This is a genomic window from Alteromonas sp. W12 (genome assembly GCF_001924945.1).
In the GTDB taxonomy this organism is placed as follows: domain Bacteria; phylum Pseudomonadota; class Gammaproteobacteria; order Enterobacterales; family Alteromonadaceae; genus Alteromonas; species Alteromonas macleodii.
On sequence record NZ_LQXH01000014.1, the window covers coordinates 16,004 to 35,758 of the forward strand.

Below are 19,755 nucleotides of genomic sequence, written 5' to 3' on the forward strand. Positions count from 1 at the left end.
ATGAGTATTATTTACGTATTAATTCCAATCGCCATCATCATTGTTGCCGTCGCTATCGTGATATTCTTTTGGGCGGTGAAAACCAATCAATTTGAAGATTTGGATCGCCAAGGGTATAGCATACTGTTTGACGATGATCTTCCGCCAGAAGAAAAAAAGCTAGCTGAGCAACGCAAGCAACTTCAAGACAGTAAAGTAGACAAAAGCCAAGCGCCACATGGAAGGGATTAACTACTTCTCTGCCTTTCTTATCGGCTTAGCCGGTGGAGTTCACTGTGTGGGAATGTGCGGTGGAATTGTCGCTGCGCTAAGGATGGTATCGCCTAAAGGCGCTTCAGCACTACCCTATACCCTTGCCTATAACATGGGACGTATAGTGAGCTACACCATCGCCGGAGCAATAACCGGGGCACTTGGAAAAATTGCAGCAGATTATATACCTCTTGCCAACTATGCCCTTTCCCTACTTAGCGGAATCATGTTGCTTCTACTGGCGTGTTATTTGGGTAAGTGGTGGACTGGCTTAACAGTGCTGGAAAATGCGGGTAAAGGCCTATTTTCCAAAGTCCAGCCGCTTTCAAAACGCTTTTTGCCATTTAAGACCCCTTTAAGTGCGTTGCCTTATGGTTTTATTTGGGGTTGGCTTCCTTGCGGTTTGGTGTATTCCACACTTACCTGGTCTCTCGCGGCGGGTAACGCGCTAGAAGGCGCTGCTATTATGTTCTTCTTCGGTTTGGGTACATTACCCACCTTGCTCGCTGCAAGCGCTGGTAGCCAATATATTGTTCGAAGTTTTCAACATAACCATTTTAGACAAATTATTGCGGTAATAATGGCAATATATGCAGCTTATCTTATTCATGGCGCAATCGTTTAAAAATGGGTGTATTATTGTCGGGTATTCTTTTAGAGAGCGTGCATTATGAGCAAAGGAAGCCAATTTTCTATTCACTGTCAAAACTGTAGTTTCAGTCACCTGTGTTTACCGGTGGCGTTAAACAAAACAGAAATCGAGTCTCTTGACGATATTATTGAACGCAAGAAGCCGCTTCATAAAGGTGACACGCTGATTCAAACTGGTGATAAATTCCGTTCTCTATTTGCAGTGAGAACCGGTTCATTCAAATCATTTGTGACTAATACCGAAGGTGAAGAACAGATTACCGGCTTCCACTTTCCTGGTGACATTATCGGTTTCGATGCATTAAGAGAGAACAAACACCAAAGCTATACCTCTGCGTTAGAAACTGCCATGGTGTGTGAACTTCCCTACGAGACCCTCGACGAAATGTCAGTGCAATTTCCAAAACTGCGCCACCAAATCATGAGCTTCATGAGTGCTGAAATAAAACAAGATCACGACATGATCATGCTTTTAAACAAGCGAACTGCAGAAGAGCGCTTACTGTATTTCATCTCACACCTGTCGCAACGCTTTGAAGAGCGTGGCTTTTCCCATAGAGAATTCCACTTAACCATGACGCGCAACGAAATTGGAAACTATTTAGGATTAACGATTGAAACGATTAGTCGTCTGTTAAGCCGTTTTCAAAAAGACAACATCATAAAAGTAGACGGCAAGCTTATTACTATTTTGGATTTCGATAGGCTAAACACCAAACTAGCGGCGCTTAACGGCCCTAGCGTTGTCTGCGGTTAGCCGTTTTTAGGTGTTAAATAAGGCGCGCACTAAGCGCGCTTTTTTGTGACCAGTGTTAGCCACCTATCTACCCTTTCAGCGCCACGCCGGTTGCTCCATATTCAATTCGGTAGCTTCACTCATGGTCGCCTCGTAAAATTCTTGATCTAAAACAACTTACGTTTTTCCCAATGTCGTTTATAGTTAGTATTAGAAAACTTCGATTTCGACAGCCACTACTAAGTTTCGTAGTTAGGGGGACGTTATGATTGAGTGTAAACGAATTCTGGCCGTGGTAGATGCCGAGCGCGATAACCAACCTGCACTAAGCCGTGCTTATGAACTCGCTTCAAAAACAGGTGCTTCAGTTACCGCCATGATGGTGGTATACGACTTATCTTATGATATGACGACCATGCTTAGCCCGGATGAGCGCGAGTCAATGCGCGATGCAGTTACAAAGGAGCATGCAAAATGGCTTGCCACCCACTTAAGAGAACAAGGATTCACTGAAACTGATATCGTTGTAGAATGGAATAATCGTGCGTATGAGTCGATTATTTACTACACCCTAAACAATCAGATAGATTTAGTGGTAAAGGCAACCAAAAAGCACGACGATCTTGCTTCTGTTATTTTCACCCCCACCGACTGGCATTTAATGCGTAAATGCCCTCGCCCAGTATTGCTCGTTAAAGAGCACGACTGGCCAGAAGGAGGAGAGATTATTGCTGCAGTAAACGTAGGCAGTGAAGACGATGAGCATGCCGCACTTAACGATAAGCTCACCCTCATTGCTAACGACTACGCCTCTTTATTGAAAGGGAGCGTAAATTTGGTCAACAGTTACCCTTCTACACCACTTAATATCGCCATAGAAGTGCCTGAGTTCGACCCCGATACCTATCACGACGCGGTAAAAAATCATCATTTAAAGGAAATGCGTAGTCACGCGTTAAAGTACGGTATTCCTGACAACAAATGTGTAGTAAGAGAAGGCCTTCCGGAAAAAGTTATCCCGCAAGTGGCAAAAACACTGGATGCAGAGCTGGTTGTTATTGGTACCGTTGGCCGTGTGGGCATTTCAGCGGCCCTAATTGGTAACACTGCAGAACACGTGATCGACGAACTCAATTGCGATGTGCTTGCTATTAAGCCAGATGGATTTGTGTCGCCGTTGTCGGTGTAGTCTTTTTATTAGTACTACATAGCCCGTGTTTGCGGTTACTTAGCGGTCAACACGGTATGTCACCAACAAATTTAACTTCACAAGCATGGTCTCGAAAAGCCGCTTTAATGTATAATGGTGGCTTTATCACAAACCAAGCTAGTTAATTATGAGTTTAGGCACAAACAGTGCTGACGCGTCGCCATTAAATGCTGCGCAAAGTAAGCAAAAGTACAACTTCAACAAACTTCAGAAACGACTTCGCCGCAATGTGGGTAAAGCCATTGGCGATTTCGGTATGATTGAAAACAACGACAAAGTAATGGTGTGTTTATCTGGCGGTAAAGACAGCTACACCATGCTAGATATTTTATTGTTTTTAAAGAAGATTGCGCCTATTCATTTTGATATCGTTGCGGTTAATCTTGACCAGAAGCAGCCTGGTTTCCCCGAACATATCTTGCCTGAATATCTAGAAAGCATTGGCGTTGACTACAAAATTGTAGAAGAAGACACCTACTCTATTGTTAAAGACAAAATTCCAGAGGGAAAGACGACTTGCTCTCTCTGTTCTCGCTTGCGCCGTGGTATTCTGTACCGCACGGCAAAAGAGTTAGGTGCGACTAAAATTGCATTAGGTCATCACCGCGACGACATGCTAGAAACGTTTTTCCTCAATATGTTTCATGGTGGCAAGCTTAAGTCTATGCCGCCAAAGCTAGTCAGCGACAACGGTGAACACATCGTTATTCGTCCATTGGCGTACTGCACAGAAAAAGACATCGAGAAATATTCTCAGGCCGCTGAATTTCCGATTATTCCTTGTAACCTTTGTGGCTCACAAGAAAACCTACAGCGCCAAAACATAAAGGCTATGCTTCAAGACTGGAACCGTCGCTTCCCAGGTCGTATAGAGTCGATGTTCCGCGCGCTTCAAAACGTAGCGCCTTCACACTTAATCGACAGCAACCTTTACGATTTTAAAGCTATAGCTACACAAGAAGGCCCGGTTGAAGACGGTGATATCGGGTTCGATGAACCTTCTTTCACTACAGAAAATAGTACGGACTTCAGTGATGAAGATAATGCTATTGAAGTAATAAACATTATGGAACCTAAGTAAATGAAAATTGGACTTGCGCTAGGTGCCGGTGCCGCAAGGGGCTGGACTCACATTGGCATAATTGAAGCATTAGAAAAACTCGGCGTAAAAATTGACGTTGTAGCGGGATGCTCTATTGGTGCTTATGTTGGTGCTGCCTACGCAAGTGGCAAGCTGGAAGGCTTGAAAGAGTGGGCCTGTTCCCTTAGCGACTGGCAGGTACTTGCTCTTATGGGCGTAGGACTTAGACGCGGCGGCATTGCAAGCGGACAGAAGGTTTTCGACAAACTAGCAAGCGAGTTTTGTGAATCGACTTATGAAGACATGCTTAAGCCGTTTGCGGCTGTGGCTACCGACCTTTATACAGGCCGTGAAGTGGTGTTTAACTCTGGTCCTATCGGAGACACCATTCAAGCATCCTGCGCTATTCCCGCACTTTTTGCGCCCGTAGCACACGGTGATCGTTGGTTGGTAGACGGTGCCGTTGTAAACCCTGTACCGGTGAACTTATGTCGCCAATTAGGGGCCGATTTTGTAATCGCGGTTAACCTTAACGCCGATTTCCGACCACTTCGTCTTGAAAAGTTGAGACAAGATCATGAAGAAAACCAGCGCAAAACTGAGGACTTTTTTACAAAGAGTCAAAACGTACTACGCCAATGGTTCTCCCCTGACAACAAAGAAGAAAAAGCCCTAGAGAAAAAAGACGAAAAAGACAGCGTCTCGGCTGGCAATGTAAAGACTGAAGAAGGCATTGCTTCTGATGTGATTGAAAAAGTGGAAGAAGAGTTGACCGAAGTCCCCGCTAAAGTGAACAAGCGAAACCCGCCGGGTATTATGAGCGTGATGAGCAGTTCACTTGAGATACTTCAAGCTCGCGTCACACGTTCACGTTTGGCTGGCGACCCGCCTGACATTCTTATTGAGCCTCAGCTTACCGACGTGGGTATTATGGAATTCCACAGAGCCGAAGAGCTATGCGCGAAGGGCGAAGAAACCATCGCGCGGTTAGCAGAGCAAATTAGGTATCAGCTTCTTACCTAATCCCAAATATGCATCTAGCTTGAAGCCATAGCGGTAACACGTAGCGGCGCGTGAGGCAGTGTTAAGCCTTTTGCGTCGTTGATCCAATCTTGTTCTAGATGCAACACGCCGTTATTGATTTGCACACCTTGTGGTGTAATGAAATCTAAATTCTTGTCATCAAACTGAATCATCAAGCCCTTTACCGAGGGCATCATGAAAGACAAGAAGCTTCCCATTTCATTAAAGAAAGCTTCGTACTGACCATACAAAAACGTAAGGTCGTCTTTTGTGTAATACTGCTTAAGATATTCCGGCTTGGTTTCAAGTTGTACCGACATATCACACACGTTCGCGCGTTCGTTTAAATCGATGCGAACCAGTGCGTTGGCAAGTTTCAGGGCCTTTTCAGTAGGCACCGTGAATCGCCCTTCATCACTCACTTCTAAGGGCATTGTTTTCTTATCGGTTACGATAGACGCTCCGTTAACTTCACATAAACGCCCTTCGCCAACACGAACAAACCCGAATGCAAACTGAAGTGCTTGGGTATCTTCATTATCCAGCTTTTTAACATGGCTATAGAAACGGCTGTACTCAACATCTATCGTTTCAGCAGCAACGGAAGAACTGCCTACACCAATAAACAGAGATGAAGCAAAAAATAAAGCAGCGCGTATCATTCGGATAAAAACTCCTCGTTAAATAGGATCATAGTTTGAAGCTCTTCAACATAAGCGGCTCCTCGCTCAGAATAGTTCATTAGCCCTTCAGCTAACGCAACACCAGTAATAGGAATTTGGTTTGCACGCAGTCGACTGCGGATCTCTCTTAAATCCGCATACGCGTCGTGGCGGTTTAAATTTCGCATGTAGGTGTACGTTGCACGCGACAAACTGTCGAATTTGGCGACTTCATGAGATGCCCCATCGTTTCGACGGTTAGGAACAAAACCACACCCCTTAGAGAAACACCATAAGCCAAAGAAGTTATAGCCCTTTCTTGCGAACCGGCTGGTGCCCCAAGCTGACTCATTCGCGGCTTGCACGAGCACGAGTTCGGCTGGTAGAACATCAATCTTTTGTAGTAAAGCTAGCAATTTTGACTTTAGCGGCTGCGTTGGCTTAACTCGATATTCCTCTTCTAACCATTCAAGCCTTGCCATATCTTCTTCAGAGAGCGTATCGTTAGCTAACGCCTTTCTATATAAGGTTTGTACGTAATGTCTTAGCGTGAGTAGATACGCATTCTGCTTCTCTATTTCGGGACGTAAATAGTTAAAAAATGCCTCTTTCTTCTCTTTTACATCTGTATAGGCAGAGAAGTTAGGCACCGGCTTTTTAGCTTCAACCGTTTGCGGTATATCTAAAATATCCGGTTCGTCCTCAGTAAAAATTATGGCGTTAATGACGATTACCGCCAATACGCCTAACGTAATGAGGACAATTTTAAAGGTTTCACGCTTATGCATCGAAGCTAGACTCATTCACATCGTTTTCAGATGCTTCCGTGCTTACTCCCTGCTCGCCAATCAGTTCCTGATAGAGCAAGCCCATCATACTAAAATAAAAAGGTAATACCCAAATAAGTGAAAAGCCCAGCGTTAATGGCACCGACACAAACAGTAAAAAGAACACACCAAATATGCTGGCGATTTGAGCCCAGTATGCATTAAATACGCGACACGACAGGATGATCGCGCTAATTGGCGTTAACTTTCTGTCAGCAACCAACATAAGTGAAAAGGACGAGGCTAAATAAAAATAAACGCCGGGTATAATAAGCAACATCATACCTAGTTGAACAAGAATACTGTTCACTAGCTGAGTTAGCGCCAGCAAAAATATCAAGGGGAAAAACTGGAATACGGTAAATACTGAAGTTTTAGTGCCGCGGGCAACAAAAACGCCCATCATATACAACCCAGTCAACAGCGGGGCAACGATGCAGATTGCAACAATTTCTATGATAGATTGATGCTCGAATACATAGGTCCCATCGTCATTTATTGTGATGTACTGCTGAGCAAATACACCTAACACGACAAACGTCAAAAATAGAACAACACTTCCCTGCAGCAATGATGAAAAGTTTGCCTTTGTTAAACCGGCAGCGCGGCGCAATAGACCTTTGGTATCAAATTGATACTGTTTAGACAACGTATCGTTCAGGCGGTCTTGGTTTACGTCTTTCACACAACTCTCTTATCTTTTTGAAAAATCGGCGCGATTATACCAATTCACAAAAACAAATGCCTGTTTGTAAGGTAAACAAACGTTAACCTAGTACTAATTTCGCAGCTAAACCGACGAGTAGCACCCCCATCGCACGGTCTAACCAATACCCTTTTTTACCAATAAGCTCAGCTACTTTACTGGTGCTCAAAAGGTATGAAAGAAAACAGAACCACAGTCCAGTAGCTATAGCTAAATAGATACCGTAGCCAAGTTTCACTGTAAATGGAGTATCAATACTAATAATTGCAGTAAACAATGAGAGGAAAAATAGCGTTGCTTTTGGGTTTAGTCCATTTGTGAGAAAGCCCATCCAAACTGCGCGCTTTGCAGATATGTGGGATGTTTTCTTTTCAGCGTTAACTGCCTGGTCCTGCTTTACAGGCCCGCTTCTAAGCGCACCAAACGCAAGGTACAGTAAATAAGCTGCGGCGGCATAGCTAAATGTGGTGAATAACCATGGAGTAGTTGCAATAACTACACTAAGCCCCACTAACGAGTAAGCCACATGCAGTAATATAGCTAAGCCAATCCCTATACTGGTGTACATGGCGATACGTCTGCCATAGGCCACGCTGTTTCGAACAACCACCGCGAAATCTGGCCCTGGGCTAGCAACAGCCACAAGGTGTACCAACGCAATGGTAAGAAACTCATTCATATACTGCATGTTATGCGCCTCCTACAGCGCGTACTTTAATATTAATTGATCAACCCATTGTGGGACGATGTGAGAAGCAGGGCCTGTTAGCGATTCATCGAACAGTGCATTAGTTACGCCCGGCGCCAAATTTGCCTCTATAGTGTGTGCGCCACTTTCTTTAGCGATCTGAACAAAACCCGCGGCAGGATAGACATTACCTGATGTGCCAATGGCAATAAACACATCAGCCTTTGAAAGCGCATCGTAAATCTCTTCCATGTACATGGGCATTTCACCAAACCACACGATGTCCGGTCGTAAGGTTACTCTGTTGCAACACGGGCATTTAGTGGTGTGATCAAAACTATCACTCCAGTCAAAAGTCTGCTGGCTTATAGCGCAGCGCGCAGATAGCAGCTTGCCATGCATATGGTAAACAGACTGGCTTCCACCGCGCTCATGCAAGTCATCCACATTTTGAGTAACCAACATCAGGTTGCTACCGAACGCTTTCTCAAGTTTGGCCAGCGCCTCATGCGCTGCATTAGGATTCACGTCGTCTTGCTGTAACTGCGCACGTCGAGCGTTGTAAAAGCGATAAACTAAGCTAGGATCTTGTTCAAAAGCCTCTGGGGTGGCCACCTCTTCTACGCGATGATTTTCCCAAAGGCCGTCATTATCCCGAAATGTCTTTAATCCAGATTCAGCGGAAATACCCGCACCGGTAAGAATAACAATATTGGGTAGAGATTGATCAGATGGCATCAGGTTGTTCTTACTCTGTAGTTATAGCGCTAATTATACGATTAGCATGTTGTATATTTACTTAGTTAAAAGCCGCGACTCTTTACATATCTTTGACCACAGGATATTGAGTATCAGCGCCCCACTCTGACCAAGAGCCATCGTATACTGAAACCTGAGTAGCGCCGCACAATAATGCCGCCACACCAATTATGCAGGCGGTAACGCCAGAACCACACGTACAAATAATAGGTTTGCGTAAATCGATATTAGCGCGGTCAAAAATAGCCTTAAGATGATCAACTGGCAAAAAATGCCCGCTTTTGAGTAAGGTGTCAAAAGGAATATTAAACGCTCCAGGCATATGACCTGAACGTACTCCTTCACGAGGCTCTGACACTTCTCCTTTGAATCGCGGCGCGCTACGCGCATCAACAAGTTGTGCTTCAGTATTTATTGCCTGAAGAACTGCACCGGAATTTGCGAACCAACCAGGCCTAGGTGTAGCTTGATAGGTTAATTTTCCGTATTGTTGTTGTTCTGAAACCGGCAGCGCTGCTTTTTCCCATGCAGGCTGTCCGCCATTTAATATATAAACATCTTGGTGGCCCAACGCTTTTAACATCCACCACACTCTTGGCGCAGAATATATTCCACGGGTATCGTATACCGTAATAGGTGTATTCGCTGTTATACCCTGATTACCAAGATAAATTGCAAGGTCATTTGCAGAAGGCATACTGTGAGGGAGACCTGTAGTGTGATCGCTACCTTCACTATCTAAGTCAAAGTCGACTGACGCAGGTAAAACCATTGCCGTGCGCGTATCTGGTGTTTTTGAAACGGGGTCGTCCATTAACGCTCGTACAAGCGTTACCGGCTTTTGTTGCATTACATTGGCTAATTCACCAACTGAGAGCAATACCGATGCCATTACATTCTCCTAAAAGGCACCCACATCAGTGAGTGCCCTGTAATACCCCGATAAAACAAATCGGTACGTATTCAAACACATTACATAGTTAGCTAACCAACTAACCTATGTTGCGGATCTACTTAGCTAAGAGCTGCGATAGCCGCGTCGTAGTTCGGCTCTTCTGTTGTTTCTGCAACTTGCTCTGTGTAAACCACTTTGCCTTCGGCATCGATAACCACTACTGAACGAGACAGCAGCCCAGTAAGCGGCGCTGATTCAAAGGTAACACCATAGTCATCACCAAAGCTTGAGCGGAAAGTCGAGCCTGTAAGTACATTTTCAATACCTTCAGCACCACAGAAACGACCCGCTGCAAACGGAAGATCTGCCGATACACAGATAACTGTAGTGTTATCCAATTTTGCCGCTTCTTCGTTGAATTTACGCACAGACATTGCACATGTTCCCGTGTCGATAGAAGGGAAAATGTTTAATACCACATTTTTTCCTGCAAGCTCAGACAGTGTTACTTCACCCAAATCTGCTTTCACTAATGTAAAGTCTGGTGCAGATGTGCCTACTTCAGGAAGCTGACCCTTTGTCGTAACTGTATTGCCTTGAAAAGTAACTGATGCCATTCGCTTTCTCCGTGTTTTGTTAATATGAAATAGTGGATGTAAAACAATACTTTCGCAAATAAAAGTGACGCTTTTTAAATGTTACTTTTAACCTGCGACTCTGCAAACGCAAGCTTATGCTGCAAATGCGGCTTACCTTTTAAATATTCCCGTCTAAACACACTGAAATAATGCGCTAAGGTTTGCGCCCCTTGCTTCTGTTCTGCAAGGTCTAAAACGCTAATACCAACTTCAGCAGTACAGTGTTGGAAATCATGGGTAGATTCGCGTAGTAAATAATCTGACGCTACGTCCATACTCACGCCCAACACAGGAAAGTCATGCAAGTAAGGGCTCTTCACGAACATTTTTTTTGCTTCACGCCACGTTCCATCCAAGAAAATAAATAGTAACGTTTTCCCAGTATTCAATGGTGGCGTATCAATACAACGTTCAGTTGCAGCATATTCGTGTGGAAATACCACGATAGGAAAATATTTTTCGTTGCGAAGTAACGCCAATAGCGCCTCTTCTGGCTCGGTGCGCTTCCACAAAAATGCGTGGTTATCTTTAACCACGTCCGCAATTAAACGACCGGTATTAGTAGGCTTATAATATTCGCCTTTGTACATCAAGAACAAAACCGCCACATCAGTGCCAGCCTCAGGCTTAAATTCACAAATACAGTTTTGCGTTGGAAGCAGACATGCGTCGCAGCGAACTACTTTACTCCCACGAGCGTGGAATGGACGTTCAGCACGAGATAACTCGTCTAAACGAAGTGACATAACAGAATTCAAGATAGTACGTCTTTGCCAAAATTTTTATGGATTTTACCATAGAAACGTGTGATAAAAGAGCGCAATTATCTTATCAATTTTTTGATTTAAAGTTTGGAAAATTGGGAGTAGATAAATGGTGCCGGGGCCGAAGTTAAAAAACAAACCTAACAAATTGATTTAACTAGCTATTTTATATAACCCTCATCATTTATAGCACCAAATGTAGCACCAATTAACTTGCTTTGCCTTACATAATTAAGGTATCGCTGGTGGTTATAAAAAATTAACTTTATATAGCGAAACGGTATTATTTTGTAGCTCTTTCTTTCGAGCTTTCACTCGGCTCCGTTTCTATAACAGCGATACTTTCAGCTCGCGCCAAGATTTTTGTAGCGTCCTCTGCTGAATAACCTTCTAACCAAACACTGGTACCTTCTTTGGTTCTGATATTAATACGCCTATTTTTCTTATAACGAACCCACGCCAAACAAGCCACAGCCAGTGCCCCAAAGCCGCCGTGCAATATAATCTCTATGGTTAATCCGGAAGCCATTACGCTTTCAGATAGATGAAATACTTTGCTATGTTTGAGCTGCGCTTCGTCTAATACTTCGCAAAATGATTCAGTGGAACCTTTAAACGTGGTAACCCGTATTTTTTCCATTAATTTGCTTCCTATTTGTCGTAATTTTTCGAATGCCTGTTATCACTTTGCCACATCACTTGTAGATCTTCTCTGGCGTATTCCACTAGCAGCCTATGAGCTTCTATGCACTCAGCAAGCTGGTGGCATATATAGGAGGACCAGCTATGGTATTCTTCACCCACACTTGGGTCTGTGCAGTCGGGATCAAGAAGCTCTAAATCAATTTTAGCCTGTCTCCTTTCCTCCGCTTTAAGGTACCTGTCTATTGCGCTTAGCACTTCCTTATCAAGAAACAGAGTACCGATAGTTTTCACTTCATTTTCAAGCATTGAATTGGCAGACTTGATCATCTTTTCTTTTTCACTAACCAATGTTTTTGATGGTTGCGGCCTGTCATTTTCACTGGGCTTTAGACTGTTCTCGACGACTTTGAGCGCATCAAGTATTATTTCGAAATTGGCTAGTGCATTAGAGTAAAACTCTTTCTTAATTTCCCACCTTTTCTGCGCTACCCATACGTCAGACATTATGTGCTGTTCGGTACTTTTCACCACAGTAGTTGTCTCATGCAGCTGTAATTTTAAGTCCTCTAGGTTTTCCTTTGTAGCCAGGTCACTAGCCTTTTTTTTGATATAAGTTAATAAATACGCTGCAATGAGCCCATGCACCAATACTACTAACCCGTAGCCCCACTCAGTCATATCTTTACACCTTTTATCAAAAGCATATTTCGGCCCTTAAAAATTTGCACTATCGTTTCTAAATTTGCACTTTACTTTAAACGTTAATCAAAAGTGCAAACACAATATTCAACTGATAAATATACAGTTATTTCTATCATTTGCACTTTTTGCACTTTTTGCACTTTTTGCAGTAGAAATATGCCTATCTAACCCCGTGCCCCTTAACTTTTTGCTTTCACGCGAAGAGAAGCCCGATTCGACACACTATATTTTGGTGTTGTTGTATTGGGTATGGACAACCATAACGAGGTAAAACTCAGTTACCCTTTGAGTAATATTTATAAATTAGGTCTGGTATACAATACCTTAGTGCAAACATTCAATTTAACGGTGCAATGTGCCCACCATTAAATTGAGCCAAAGCATATAAATCGAACTAAGTATGAATTTACATATCATTTAAACCAATGATTTTAATGAAGTTATCTCAATTAAAATATAACCCCCCTTTGAAATTTTCTATAGCTGTTAAAGATACGCGGTTCCGTGTGCCGTACAACCCCCCCTTTCCAAAAGGACCCGTGAAAAAGCATAGGCAAATAGCATTGTGAAGTGAGTTTGTTGGCAAAGGTTATGGTGGTGGGTGTACACCATTGCACTTCACTTGTGTGAAGTCTGTTTAGAAGTCTTTACAACTGAAAGCGCGTTATGCCCCGTTGCGCAGGGTAGAAGGGACGAACCCCTGACCTAGTAAAATAGAGTGCAAAAAGTGCAAATAGTGCAAACGGGAGTTGTAACCCTATGTTTATAAGTACATATTTAGAATTTGCACTACTGCAAACGGCTATAAACAAAGTGCAAATAGGTACTGCATAGTGCAAATTTAATAAGATAGATGGTGTGTTATAGGTGCTTACAGAGAAAGAAATGAGCAGTTGGAGCAATGCACTTAGGTAGTTAATTGCATGTAACAATACTAAACCTGTATATCTAAACAGGCTTAGTATATTAAGCATCATCCATTGATATATACACATAATCAGGCTGACTTAGCATGTTCAGCTTCGTCTTGTTCACTATCGCTTAAAGCCATTCTATCTACAGCTTCAAAGAGTGAAGATGCCTTGAACTTAATCACCTGTTGAGACTTACCACCAGCATTAGGTAGAGCTTCAGAGGTGTTTAGCTTCTTACGTTCTAACTCTGACGGTCTAAGCATAGAAACGCCTAGGTCTCTAAGCAGTCGAGCGGCCCTCTTACCATCAAACCCTTTACACATGACATCCATAAAAATATCTTTATAGACGTAATACATATGGTCTGTGGTGGCGTCTTTGTCAGGGTGCCTAATAGTAATTTGCTCTCTATAGCCCCACATTTCTAATTTAGATGGTACGTGCTCATCAATGACCATAGGGTCTTTTGCCCCTCTTCTATCCCACCGTTTAAAGTGCTTTTCACCATAAAGCTTTATTTGCTTCGCCAGGTGATTAAGAAGCTGTATTTCTTCCACGTTCCCAGTACCACCGCGAATATCTACCCACATTTTAAACAACGATATAGCCGATTGAATAGAATGGCCCTCGCTCCATCCAGTAATGCCAAAAGTTGAAGCAAGCTCACCAGCTAAGCCCACCAACGCAAATTTTTGAAAGGCCCTTACCGCTTGTCCACCTGCATCATTACCAAGCACACGTTCTCTGTATGTTGCAATCTCTGCATGATGTACTTTAATTAGTTCGCCTAAGTCGGTACTGGTTAATTGCTTGATAAACTCTAAGAACGGTTCACCGTGGTACTTTTCACACGCCTTGTTTAAGTGGTCAGACAATGCAGCACCGTTAATAAAGTTATGTGTATTGGTGTATATGCCATTACGCTTTTTAAGTGCTTCATCTTCGTGCTGAGAAGCTGGCAAAGAAAGAAAACGCATGTGAACACCACCATTAACAGCTTTGCCAATGCTGCCTAAGTAGTCATCAATAGTCTTTTCACCGTTTGACAAGAACGCTAGGTTCCAACGCTGTGTTTTTTTCTTAGCATAGTCAGGGCCAGAGCGGTTCTTTCCTTTACCGTTACCAACCATGTATATGATCCCCTCAATAGTAAGGGGGTTAGCTTCGTTCAGCTCATCGAGCGCCAATAGCATGTCTGAATGTAAAGCTGCGGTATCTTCCAAAGCGTTATCAGTGGTACGCCATGAGCCTTTAAATTCGCTAGGCTTACCATACACAGAACAAGCAACATTCATTAACGTGGACTTACCTAACGAACTGTCACCGTAGAAGTGAAAACCAACATTCTCAGAAAGCCCCATCAAGCTAACTAGGGGGCCAGCAAAGGCCAAAGATACAGCAAGAGTAAGCAAGGGGTTTCCTTCGCAATATGACGCTATTTCACGTTGCCAATCTGATATAGCGCCAGCGGCCTTTAATTTACAATCACGGGCGTTTTCATTGTCGTAGAGAAGCGGTGACTCTGTTTCGCCTATTGTTTGGTCGGGCAAAATGAAAGCGTTTTTATGCCAACCTAACTTTTTAACTAAACCTACTCTATTGGTTATGTCAGGGCAGTTAAGGTAATCAATGAGTTTTCCTTTCTCTTGCGAGCGTGGCTCTATATGAAGCCCCTCTGAAAGCAATTGTTTTCTAATGTCTGAACCACCGTCAGTAGCAAACAGGCGCTTAGGAATATTTAAGCGCTTCTCTTGGCCGTCATAGTCTTTAAAGCGCACAAGTACACCCCAATCTTGACCAGAGCCACCAGCATCACGGGTTAAGGCTAACAGTTCTAAAGGGGCACATATTCGCTTGTATATCTCATTGCCTTTGTCATCAGACTTGTAAAACGCTTCTACACCGTTATCGGTTAATTTAAAGCCTTGAGGCACGTTAGGCTTAATATCGCTAGGGGCGTGTGTAACCGCCTCTTTTATGAATAGTTCACCACTTTTCTTTAACGCTTCTAAGTGTGTAGCGCCCCAGCCTACCTCAATAGCGTCTGCGGCATCCGCTTTATCGGGCCACGTGCAACCTTCACCAAATAAGGGGCCACCTTCGCTTTCAGAAAGAGGGGTTTTAGCTAAGCTGTCTAAATCAATAATTCGAATGCTTGCTGCATCTAGTGAAGTGAGTAAGTTCTTAAGCTCTTTGGCGCACTTAATACCGGCATTATCATTATCTGGCCATATGATTACATTGCGCCTAGCCAACGGTGTGAAATCGGCCTTACTGATAGACTTAGAGCCATTAGGCCACGTCATACAAACACAGCTAGGGAACAATGCTTTTGCCGCGTCTGCGGCCTTCTCCCCCTCTGTAAGCACTACTGTGGATTTGAGGCGCTTGGCTAGTTCGTGTAAGCCGTACAATGGACGGTTTATTTTTGGCATAGACCATCGCCACTTGATTTCACCAGTATCACGGTTTCTATATAGGGCTAACGGAGCAAATACTTTTTCTCTTTTGCCGTCTATTTGTTTATCAAAGCGCAGTACTTTAAGAATGAGCTGATTGTTAGCGTCCCTGTATTCCCATGTAAAAGTAGGTAAGCCGTGCTTTAGGTGTTTTTTAAAGCAACGTTTAACAAATTCGGGCGGCACAGGCGTTACGTGTAACCATTCCTCACTATTCCTACGGGTATTTGTGGCGCTTTTATTTGTCTTTGTTGCGACTCTATTACCATAGTTGAGTAAATCGCTAAGCTCTTTGAATGCTTCGCCTTGGGACTTGTTTGTAACATAAGCCACCAAAGATATAACGTCTTGTCCTTTCGCTTCACTATCTGCAAAGTCAGCCCAAACACCTGTATTGGTATTAATACTGAATGAACCAGATTTATTGTCTGCTCTTCTTGGGTTTAATGGCTTGTACTCATGGCCCTCATGCTTTCCGTTAGGCAAGTAATGATGTAATACGCTATCAATATTACTCAACGCATACTCATTTAGGCCTTTAAAATCTAACTTACCCATTAATACCTCTTCTTACTGCAAGACTTAGCTTTGTTTATTCTGCTCATTGATTGCGATTTCACATGAGCTGAGAAAAGGGCTACAGGCTTTTGGGGTTTTCGTTTTTTTGCTTTGAAGGTTAGCCAATGCACCACACACGTAGCGCCACAAGGTAAGTTAATGACTTCCCTTGGTAGCTGATTGATTTCGGTTGCTGGTGGGTAGCAGAGGTATATTAAGTTGTTAACTGTGAATTGCTCTATAGGCTGACGGGCCACGCGTAACACTTCAAGAAAACCGAGTACTCTATGCTCACTATCCCCAATGATATACACGTATTCGGGTTTGAGGTGCTCTTTACTTGTTAGCTCTCGTAATTTCATAGGTCTAACCCCATTTGCTTAGCTTTGTCGCTTACTGAAAGAAGGTTGAAAGTTTCGGGGATTTCGTAGACCAGGCATTTACCACCGTTAGCCAATGTATTGTGTTTAAACTTGAACTGAAGCTCTAAGTTACTAGAGGGGACATATTCCAAATAATAGCCCTCGTTCTCTGTTTCCATCACTTCGCATGGGCCAGTACCGCGAGCAGCTCGAAAGCCTAAAACTTGATTTACAGTAGAACCCAGAAAATAGAAGTGATCAGGCTTATACGGGATTGTCTTTTGCATTACTGCCCCCGTGATATTGCTATACGTTCAGCTTTCCATTGATTAATTTCTGAAAGAAGCCAACCGCTTGCTCTACCACCTAGATTAATAGGTGAAGGGAATTGAGATTGCTTTATAAGCTTGTAGATAGTTGGCTTTTTCAGACCTACGGATTTTTCAACGTCCCTCATTCTTAAAATCGGGTCGTCTTGTGGGTAATCGTTAGCTACATTCTTGTTCATAATTGTCTCTTAAGTACTTTCTCAGTTGATGAAGAAACAATTATGAACACTCTAACAATGATAATAAGTGGGGTTTACTTTGCAGATGGTTAGTAACCCCCCTAGGGGGTTTACACGGAAATAAGGAAGAAATCCCCCTAACTTTTTGTAACTTACTTTTAATTAGCTATTCGGTTAATCATGACCATATGACTTGATGTGTACTCTCTATTCGAACCAGTAAGAAAGTACTTTCACAGAGATAACCTATGAGTAATAACCATCGTCGATGGTCGCTTTGCGAACCCAATCCTCAATGAAGCTGTATTTAGCTAGCCATCTATATTCACATTTAATGCTCACTATGAAGCTACTCTTCTAAGCATTTAAAAGAACATACGTCACACGTCACATTAGTAGCGGAAATTGATATTCTTAATGATTGCTTCCTAGCCCTTTTAGCCTTTGGATTATATTCTCTGTTGGTCAATACGTAACACCATGTCTAGGAAAGTATGCGTAGAATTATGGGAAGGGAAATTAGATGCTGGTTTCGACTTGTTGAAATACTTGTCGGAAAAATGATTTTTTTGTGGAGCTACTAAAGAATGAGCTAGGTACTCTCGTTCTGGAGATTCAAAACATTACGGTTGTTAGCTGCTATTGCATATCGGCGAGCTGTAAGCCATTCTAGAAAGACTTGTCTATATAGATGAGATTTAAACCTTATAAGAACTAAAACATTGTAAATGAGATTCGAACAGGGACTAAGAAACTCTGTATTGTCATCTCACAATGAATTATATTACGCCGAAATTTTCAGGGAGAAATTCAATGTCTACGGATAACAAATACGTCTTCAAGCTTTCTTACGATTCTAATTCAACTGCAGATAATACGATTGATGCATCCATATTGGGCACCAGCCTGATTAATATGTCTCAGTTAATAAAAGAGTCTACAAAGGTCTTACATGGTGAGGAAGCAGACGCAAGGGTCGAAGTTCAAGCACACGAACCAGGCTCTTTCATTGTAGAGTTTGTTGCGTGGCTAGATAATGGTGGTATTGAAGTGCTTCGTGCGCTTGGTATTGCAACCACGACCGCATCTGTTTCAATTGGTACTGTTTTTGGGGCGCTAAAAGCCCTGCGCAATCGGAAGCAAGTTGAAAAGCAAATTATTGATGATGTTGCAGAGATTACATTTGATGACGGTGAAAAAGTAAAGATCCCCGTAACTGTAGACAAGTTAGTTTCTAACTTTTCAATCAGAAAGCATATTTCCGAAGTAGTGAAAAAAGCATCTGATTTTGAGGATGGTGCTACAGTAAAGCTGTTGGACGATAACAACGAGGTCGTCGAAGAAGTAACACCGGAAGAAGTGGAGTACTTCAAAGCGCCCTCAAGAAGACTTATGGCAGAGGAAATAACTACAGAAAAAGCCATTAACGTAGTATTTACAGTTGTCGCACTAGAAAGTAAAACGGGCTGGAAGATCAGACTGCCCAATAATGATGAAGTATCGGCTAGAATGAACGATGAGGCATTCATGGAACGTATAACGAACCGAGAGCGTCAGTTCATTAAAGGTGACATGTTTGAAGTAAAACTAAAGACTGTCGAACGTATCGTTGACGGAAAGACCACAACAACAAGGTCTATTGAACAAGTTATCCGCCATCGTGTGGAAGAATCTAAAAAGGTACTCTAATGAGTTCTCATGAAATTAATTTGCTGCTTGAAGGTGTATTCTTGATCTCTTCGATCTTAGCTGCGCCCTTGATTGCAAAAATTGCTTTCACGATAACAATGCCTATTTGGACTCGTTTATTTCAAAAGCGTTACTTGAAGCTTACATTCAAGGATGGCGATAAGACATATTCAGTGGTAGTTGACCCAAAAACAGACTACGCGCTGGACCTCGAAAAACGGTTACAGTCATTAGGATTTGGTCATGGCACTAGGGAAAATTGAAAAATTAGGAGCGGGAGGGGTTTCATCTGGACTTCTCGCAATCATTGCATATTTCAAAATAGGCGGTGACTTAAAAGAACTGCTAATGACGATTGTTCCTGCGACAATAACAGGTGCGTTGTTTTTATTCGAGTACTTAAGAGTCTTATTAGGCTGGTCATCATTTAGTGAAGCATCCGCTAAACGAGCTTATAAAATGTACCATGAGAAGGTTGACGACCAAATAAAGCGCTGTGAGAAGGATTTAAAAAACACTAACTTGCTGGCTGAACATAAGAAAGAACTTCAAACTGAGTTATTTATGTTGATGCGCTCTAGGCAAAGAGCACCGGAAATTACTCCTACGTCGGAAGCGCCAACCCGGCGCACTCAAACCTAGACTAACTTTCATTCCCCTATAGCCCGACATTCTAGTCGGGCTATGAAAATACAACTTTTTTGAACTTACATTCACAACACTTAGTGGTCGCAATGTACCGCTAACATATGCAGCAGCCTGGCCTCTGACTAAGTTAGAAACTAGTCCTTCAACGCTGTGACTCTCCTTTGCATCTCTGATTATGCTACTCTGTCGAAACAGCACCTTTTGGCAAGGTACAGCAAAGAGCTTAGAAACCATGATATGGGACCGCATAACTTCGTATTCATATTGCCAGTAATTCGCCAAAAGAGGCTTCGCGTAAAATAGCTTTGTAAAGTTACAATCAGCGCTCTAAAGACTTGGGTTTACTGGCATGGTAACGCCGAGCAAATTCATAATACC

General features: G+C 42.8%; 22 protein-coding genes. 9 read left to right on the plus strand and 13 right to left on the minus strand.

Translation table 11 applies throughout. The features are described from left to right. The 6 genes from ccoS (at position 1) to AWH61_RS19360 (ending at position 4,953) form a co-directional block, all read left to right on the plus strand. The gene (ccoS, locus tag AWH61_RS19335) at positions 1 to 231 is read left to right on the plus strand and encodes a cbb3-type cytochrome oxidase assembly protein CcoS (RefSeq protein ID WP_014949594.1); all 231 of its coding nucleotides are present in this window, start codon (positions 1 to 3) and stop codon (positions 229 to 231) included. Then, the gene (locus tag AWH61_RS19340) at positions 218 to 877 is read left to right on the plus strand and encodes a sulfite exporter TauE/SafE family protein (protein ID WP_014976623.1); all 660 of its coding nucleotides are present in this window, start codon (positions 218 to 220) and stop codon (positions 875 to 877) included. Before ccoS ends, AWH61_RS19340 begins: the two co-directional genes overlap by 14 nt. 45 nt (positions 878 to 922) lie before the next feature. Then, positions 923 to 1,660 (plus strand): fumarate/nitrate reduction transcriptional regulator Fnr, encoded by a 738-nt coding sequence (gene fnr, locus AWH61_RS19345; protein ID WP_014949596.1) that lies wholly within the window; start codon positions 923 to 925, stop codon positions 1,658 to 1,660. Positions 1,661 to 1,904: 244 nt separating this feature from the next. Next, positions 1,905 to 2,828: a universal stress protein UspE gene (gene uspE, locus AWH61_RS19350; RefSeq protein ID WP_014979376.1), complete on the plus strand. Its 924-nt coding sequence runs from the start codon at positions 1,905 to 1,907 to the stop codon at positions 2,826 to 2,828. A 148-nt stretch (positions 2,829 to 2,976) separates the two neighbouring features. Further along, a complete protein-coding gene (gene ttcA, locus AWH61_RS19355; RefSeq protein WP_014976625.1) occupies positions 2,977 to 3,930 on the plus strand; it encodes a tRNA 2-thiocytidine(32) synthetase TtcA in 954 nt (317 codons plus the stop codon). Further along, positions 3,931 to 4,953, plus strand: a complete 1,023-nt coding sequence (locus AWH61_RS19360) for a patatin-like phospholipase family protein (protein WP_014979378.1) — start codon at positions 3,931 to 3,933, stop codon at positions 4,951 to 4,953. Positions 4,954 to 4,967: 14 nt separating this feature from the next. Here AWH61_RS19360 and AWH61_RS19365 read toward each other — a convergent pair whose 3' ends face one another. From AWH61_RS19365 to AWH61_RS19430, 13 genes are all read right to left on the minus strand, one after another. Further along, positions 4,968 to 5,615: a DUF2987 domain-containing protein gene (locus AWH61_RS19365; RefSeq protein ID WP_075177958.1), complete on the minus strand. Its 648-nt coding sequence runs from the start codon at positions 5,613 to 5,615 to the stop codon at positions 4,968 to 4,970. Next, positions 5,612 to 6,403 (minus strand): glucosaminidase domain-containing protein, encoded by a 792-nt coding sequence (locus tag AWH61_RS19370; RefSeq protein ID WP_075177959.1) that lies wholly within the window; start codon positions 6,401 to 6,403, stop codon positions 5,612 to 5,614. The genes AWH61_RS19365 and AWH61_RS19370 overlap by 4 nt, the downstream gene beginning before the upstream one ends. Beyond that, a complete protein-coding gene (locus tag AWH61_RS19375) occupies positions 6,396 to 7,127 on the minus strand; it encodes a YciC family protein (RefSeq protein ID WP_075177960.1) in 732 nt (243 codons plus the stop codon). The genes AWH61_RS19370 and AWH61_RS19375 overlap by 8 nt, the downstream gene beginning before the upstream one ends. Positions 7,128 to 7,209: 82 nt before the next feature. After that, complete coding sequence (locus tag AWH61_RS19380; RefSeq protein WP_014949603.1) at positions 7,210 to 7,836, minus strand: LysE family translocator; 627 nt, start codon at positions 7,834 to 7,836, stop codon at positions 7,210 to 7,212. Between the two features lie 12 nt (positions 7,837 to 7,848). Continuing rightward, the gene (gene cobB / locus AWH61_RS19385; RefSeq protein WP_075177961.1) at positions 7,849 to 8,574 is read right to left on the minus strand and encodes a Sir2 family NAD+-dependent deacetylase; all 726 of its coding nucleotides are present in this window, start codon (positions 8,572 to 8,574) and stop codon (positions 7,849 to 7,851) included. Positions 8,575 to 8,656: 82 nt separating this feature from the next. Further along, positions 8,657 to 9,487 (minus strand): sulfurtransferase, encoded by an 831-nt coding sequence (locus AWH61_RS19390; protein ID WP_075177962.1) that lies wholly within the window; start codon positions 9,485 to 9,487, stop codon positions 8,657 to 8,659. A 122-nt stretch (positions 9,488 to 9,609) separates the two neighbouring features. Then, positions 9,610 to 10,107 (minus strand): thiol peroxidase, encoded by a 498-nt coding sequence (tpx, locus tag AWH61_RS19395; RefSeq protein WP_014949606.1) that lies wholly within the window; start codon positions 10,105 to 10,107, stop codon positions 9,610 to 9,612. A gap of 74 nt (positions 10,108 to 10,181) precedes the next feature. Next, positions 10,182 to 10,874 carry a tRNA-uridine aminocarboxypropyltransferase gene (locus tag AWH61_RS19400; RefSeq protein WP_075177963.1) on the minus strand — a complete coding sequence of 231 codons (693 nt, stop codon included), beginning with the start codon at positions 10,872 to 10,874 and terminating at the stop codon, positions 10,182 to 10,184. A gap of 301 nt (positions 10,875 to 11,175) precedes the next feature. Beyond that, complete coding sequence (locus AWH61_RS19405) at positions 11,176 to 11,532, minus strand: hypothetical protein (RefSeq protein WP_075177964.1); 357 nt, start codon at positions 11,530 to 11,532, stop codon at positions 11,176 to 11,178. Between the two features lie 11 nt (positions 11,533 to 11,543). Continuing rightward, positions 11,544 to 12,215: a hypothetical protein gene (locus tag AWH61_RS19410; RefSeq protein WP_075177965.1), complete on the minus strand. Its 672-nt coding sequence runs from the start codon at positions 12,213 to 12,215 to the stop codon at positions 11,544 to 11,546. A 1,021-nt stretch (positions 12,216 to 13,236) separates the two neighbouring features. Then, entirely contained in the window at positions 13,237 to 16,170 is a 2,934-nt protein-coding gene (locus AWH61_RS19415) for a DUF927 domain-containing protein (RefSeq protein WP_075177966.1), read from the minus strand. Positions 16,171 to 16,528: 358 nt separating this feature from the next. Further along, positions 16,529 to 16,819, minus strand: coding sequence for a hypothetical protein (locus tag AWH61_RS19425; RefSeq protein ID WP_075177968.1), 291 nt, complete (start codon positions 16,817 to 16,819; stop codon positions 16,529 to 16,531). After that, positions 16,819 to 17,040 (minus strand): helix-turn-helix transcriptional regulator, encoded by a 222-nt coding sequence (locus AWH61_RS19430; protein WP_044447590.1) that lies wholly within the window; start codon positions 17,038 to 17,040, stop codon positions 16,819 to 16,821. Before AWH61_RS19430 ends, AWH61_RS19425 begins: the two co-directional genes overlap by 1 nt. An 813-nt stretch (positions 17,041 to 17,853) precedes the next feature. On the opposite strand from AWH61_RS19430, the gene AWH61_RS19435 reads away from it, so the two are divergent. From AWH61_RS19435 to AWH61_RS19445, 3 genes are read left to right on the plus strand one after another with little or no spacing between them, the layout of a single operon-like run. Next, positions 17,854 to 18,729, plus strand: a complete 876-nt coding sequence (locus tag AWH61_RS19435) for an LAPAL motif-containing putative phage structural protein (RefSeq protein ID WP_075177969.1) — start codon at positions 17,854 to 17,856, stop codon at positions 18,727 to 18,729. Further along, on the plus strand, positions 18,729 to 18,992 hold the full coding sequence (locus AWH61_RS19440) for a hypothetical protein (RefSeq protein WP_075177970.1): 264 nt from the start codon (positions 18,729 to 18,731) through the stop codon (positions 18,990 to 18,992). The genes AWH61_RS19435 and AWH61_RS19440 overlap by 1 nt, the downstream gene beginning before the upstream one ends. Continuing rightward, positions 18,973 to 19,371, plus strand: coding sequence for a hypothetical protein (locus AWH61_RS19445; protein ID WP_075177971.1), 399 nt, complete (start codon positions 18,973 to 18,975; stop codon positions 19,369 to 19,371). Before AWH61_RS19440 ends, AWH61_RS19445 begins: the two co-directional genes overlap by 20 nt. The last annotated feature ends 384 nt before the right edge of the window (positions 19,372 to 19,755 follow it).

Bases quoted from the DNA above. Each gene is read 5' to 3' on its own strand.
- ccoS (WP_014949594.1), top strand. From the start codon at position 1: ATGAGTATTATTTACGTATTAATTCCAATCGCCATCATCATTGTTGCC.
- AWH61_RS19340 (WP_014976623.1), top strand. From the start codon at position 218: ATGGAAGGGATTAACTACTTCTCTGCCTTTCTTATCGGCTTAGCCGGT.
- fnr (WP_014949596.1), top strand. From the start codon at position 923: ATGAGCAAAGGAAGCCAATTTTCTATTCACTGTCAAAACTGTAGTTTC.
- uspE (WP_014979376.1), top strand. From the start codon at position 1,905: ATGATTGAGTGTAAACGAATTCTGGCCGTGGTAGATGCCGAGCGCGAT.
- ttcA (WP_014976625.1), top strand. From the start codon at position 2,977: ATGAGTTTAGGCACAAACAGTGCTGACGCGTCGCCATTAAATGCTGCG.
- AWH61_RS19360 (WP_014979378.1), top strand. From the start codon at position 3,931: ATGAAAATTGGACTTGCGCTAGGTGCCGGTGCCGCAAGGGGCTGGACT.
- AWH61_RS19365 (WP_075177958.1), bottom strand. From the start codon at position 5,615: ATGATACGCGCTGCTTTATTTTTTGCTTCATCTCTGTTTATTGGTGTA.
- AWH61_RS19370 (WP_075177959.1), bottom strand. From the start codon at position 6,403: ATGCATAAGCGTGAAACCTTTAAAATTGTCCTCATTACGTTAGGCGTA.
- AWH61_RS19380 (WP_014949603.1), bottom strand. From the start codon at position 7,836: ATGCAGTATATGAATGAGTTTCTTACCATTGCGTTGGTACACCTTGTG.
- cobB (WP_075177961.1), bottom strand. From the start codon at position 8,574: ATGCCATCTGATCAATCTCTACCCAATATTGTTATTCTTACCGGTGCG.
- AWH61_RS19390 (WP_075177962.1), bottom strand. From the start codon at position 9,487: ATGGCATCGGTATTGCTCTCAGTTGGTGAATTAGCCAATGTAATGCAA.
- tpx (WP_014949606.1), bottom strand. From the start codon at position 10,107: ATGGCATCAGTTACTTTTCAAGGCAATACAGTTACGACAAAGGGTCAG.
- AWH61_RS19400 (WP_075177963.1), bottom strand. From the start codon at position 10,874: ATGTCACTTCGTTTAGACGAGTTATCTCGTGCTGAACGTCCATTCCAC.
- AWH61_RS19405 (WP_075177964.1), bottom strand. From the start codon at position 11,532: ATGGAAAAAATACGGGTTACCACGTTTAAAGGTTCCACTGAATCATTT.
- AWH61_RS19410 (WP_075177965.1), bottom strand. From the start codon at position 12,215: ATGACTGAGTGGGGCTACGGGTTAGTAGTATTGGTGCATGGGCTCATT.
- AWH61_RS19415 (WP_075177966.1), bottom strand. From the start codon at position 16,170: ATGGGTAAGTTAGATTTTAAAGGCCTAAATGAGTATGCGTTGAGTAAT.
- AWH61_RS19425 (WP_075177968.1), bottom strand. From the start codon at position 16,819: ATGCAAAAGACAATCCCGTATAAGCCTGATCACTTCTATTTTCTGGGT.
- AWH61_RS19430 (WP_044447590.1), bottom strand. From the start codon at position 17,040: ATGAACAAGAATGTAGCTAACGATTACCCACAAGACGACCCGATTTTA.
- AWH61_RS19435 (WP_075177969.1), top strand. From the start codon at position 17,854: ATGTCTACGGATAACAAATACGTCTTCAAGCTTTCTTACGATTCTAAT.
- AWH61_RS19440 (WP_075177970.1), top strand. From the start codon at position 18,729: ATGAGTTCTCATGAAATTAATTTGCTGCTTGAAGGTGTATTCTTGATC.
- AWH61_RS19445 (WP_075177971.1), top strand. From the start codon at position 18,973: ATGGCACTAGGGAAAATTGAAAAATTAGGAGCGGGAGGGGTTTCATCT.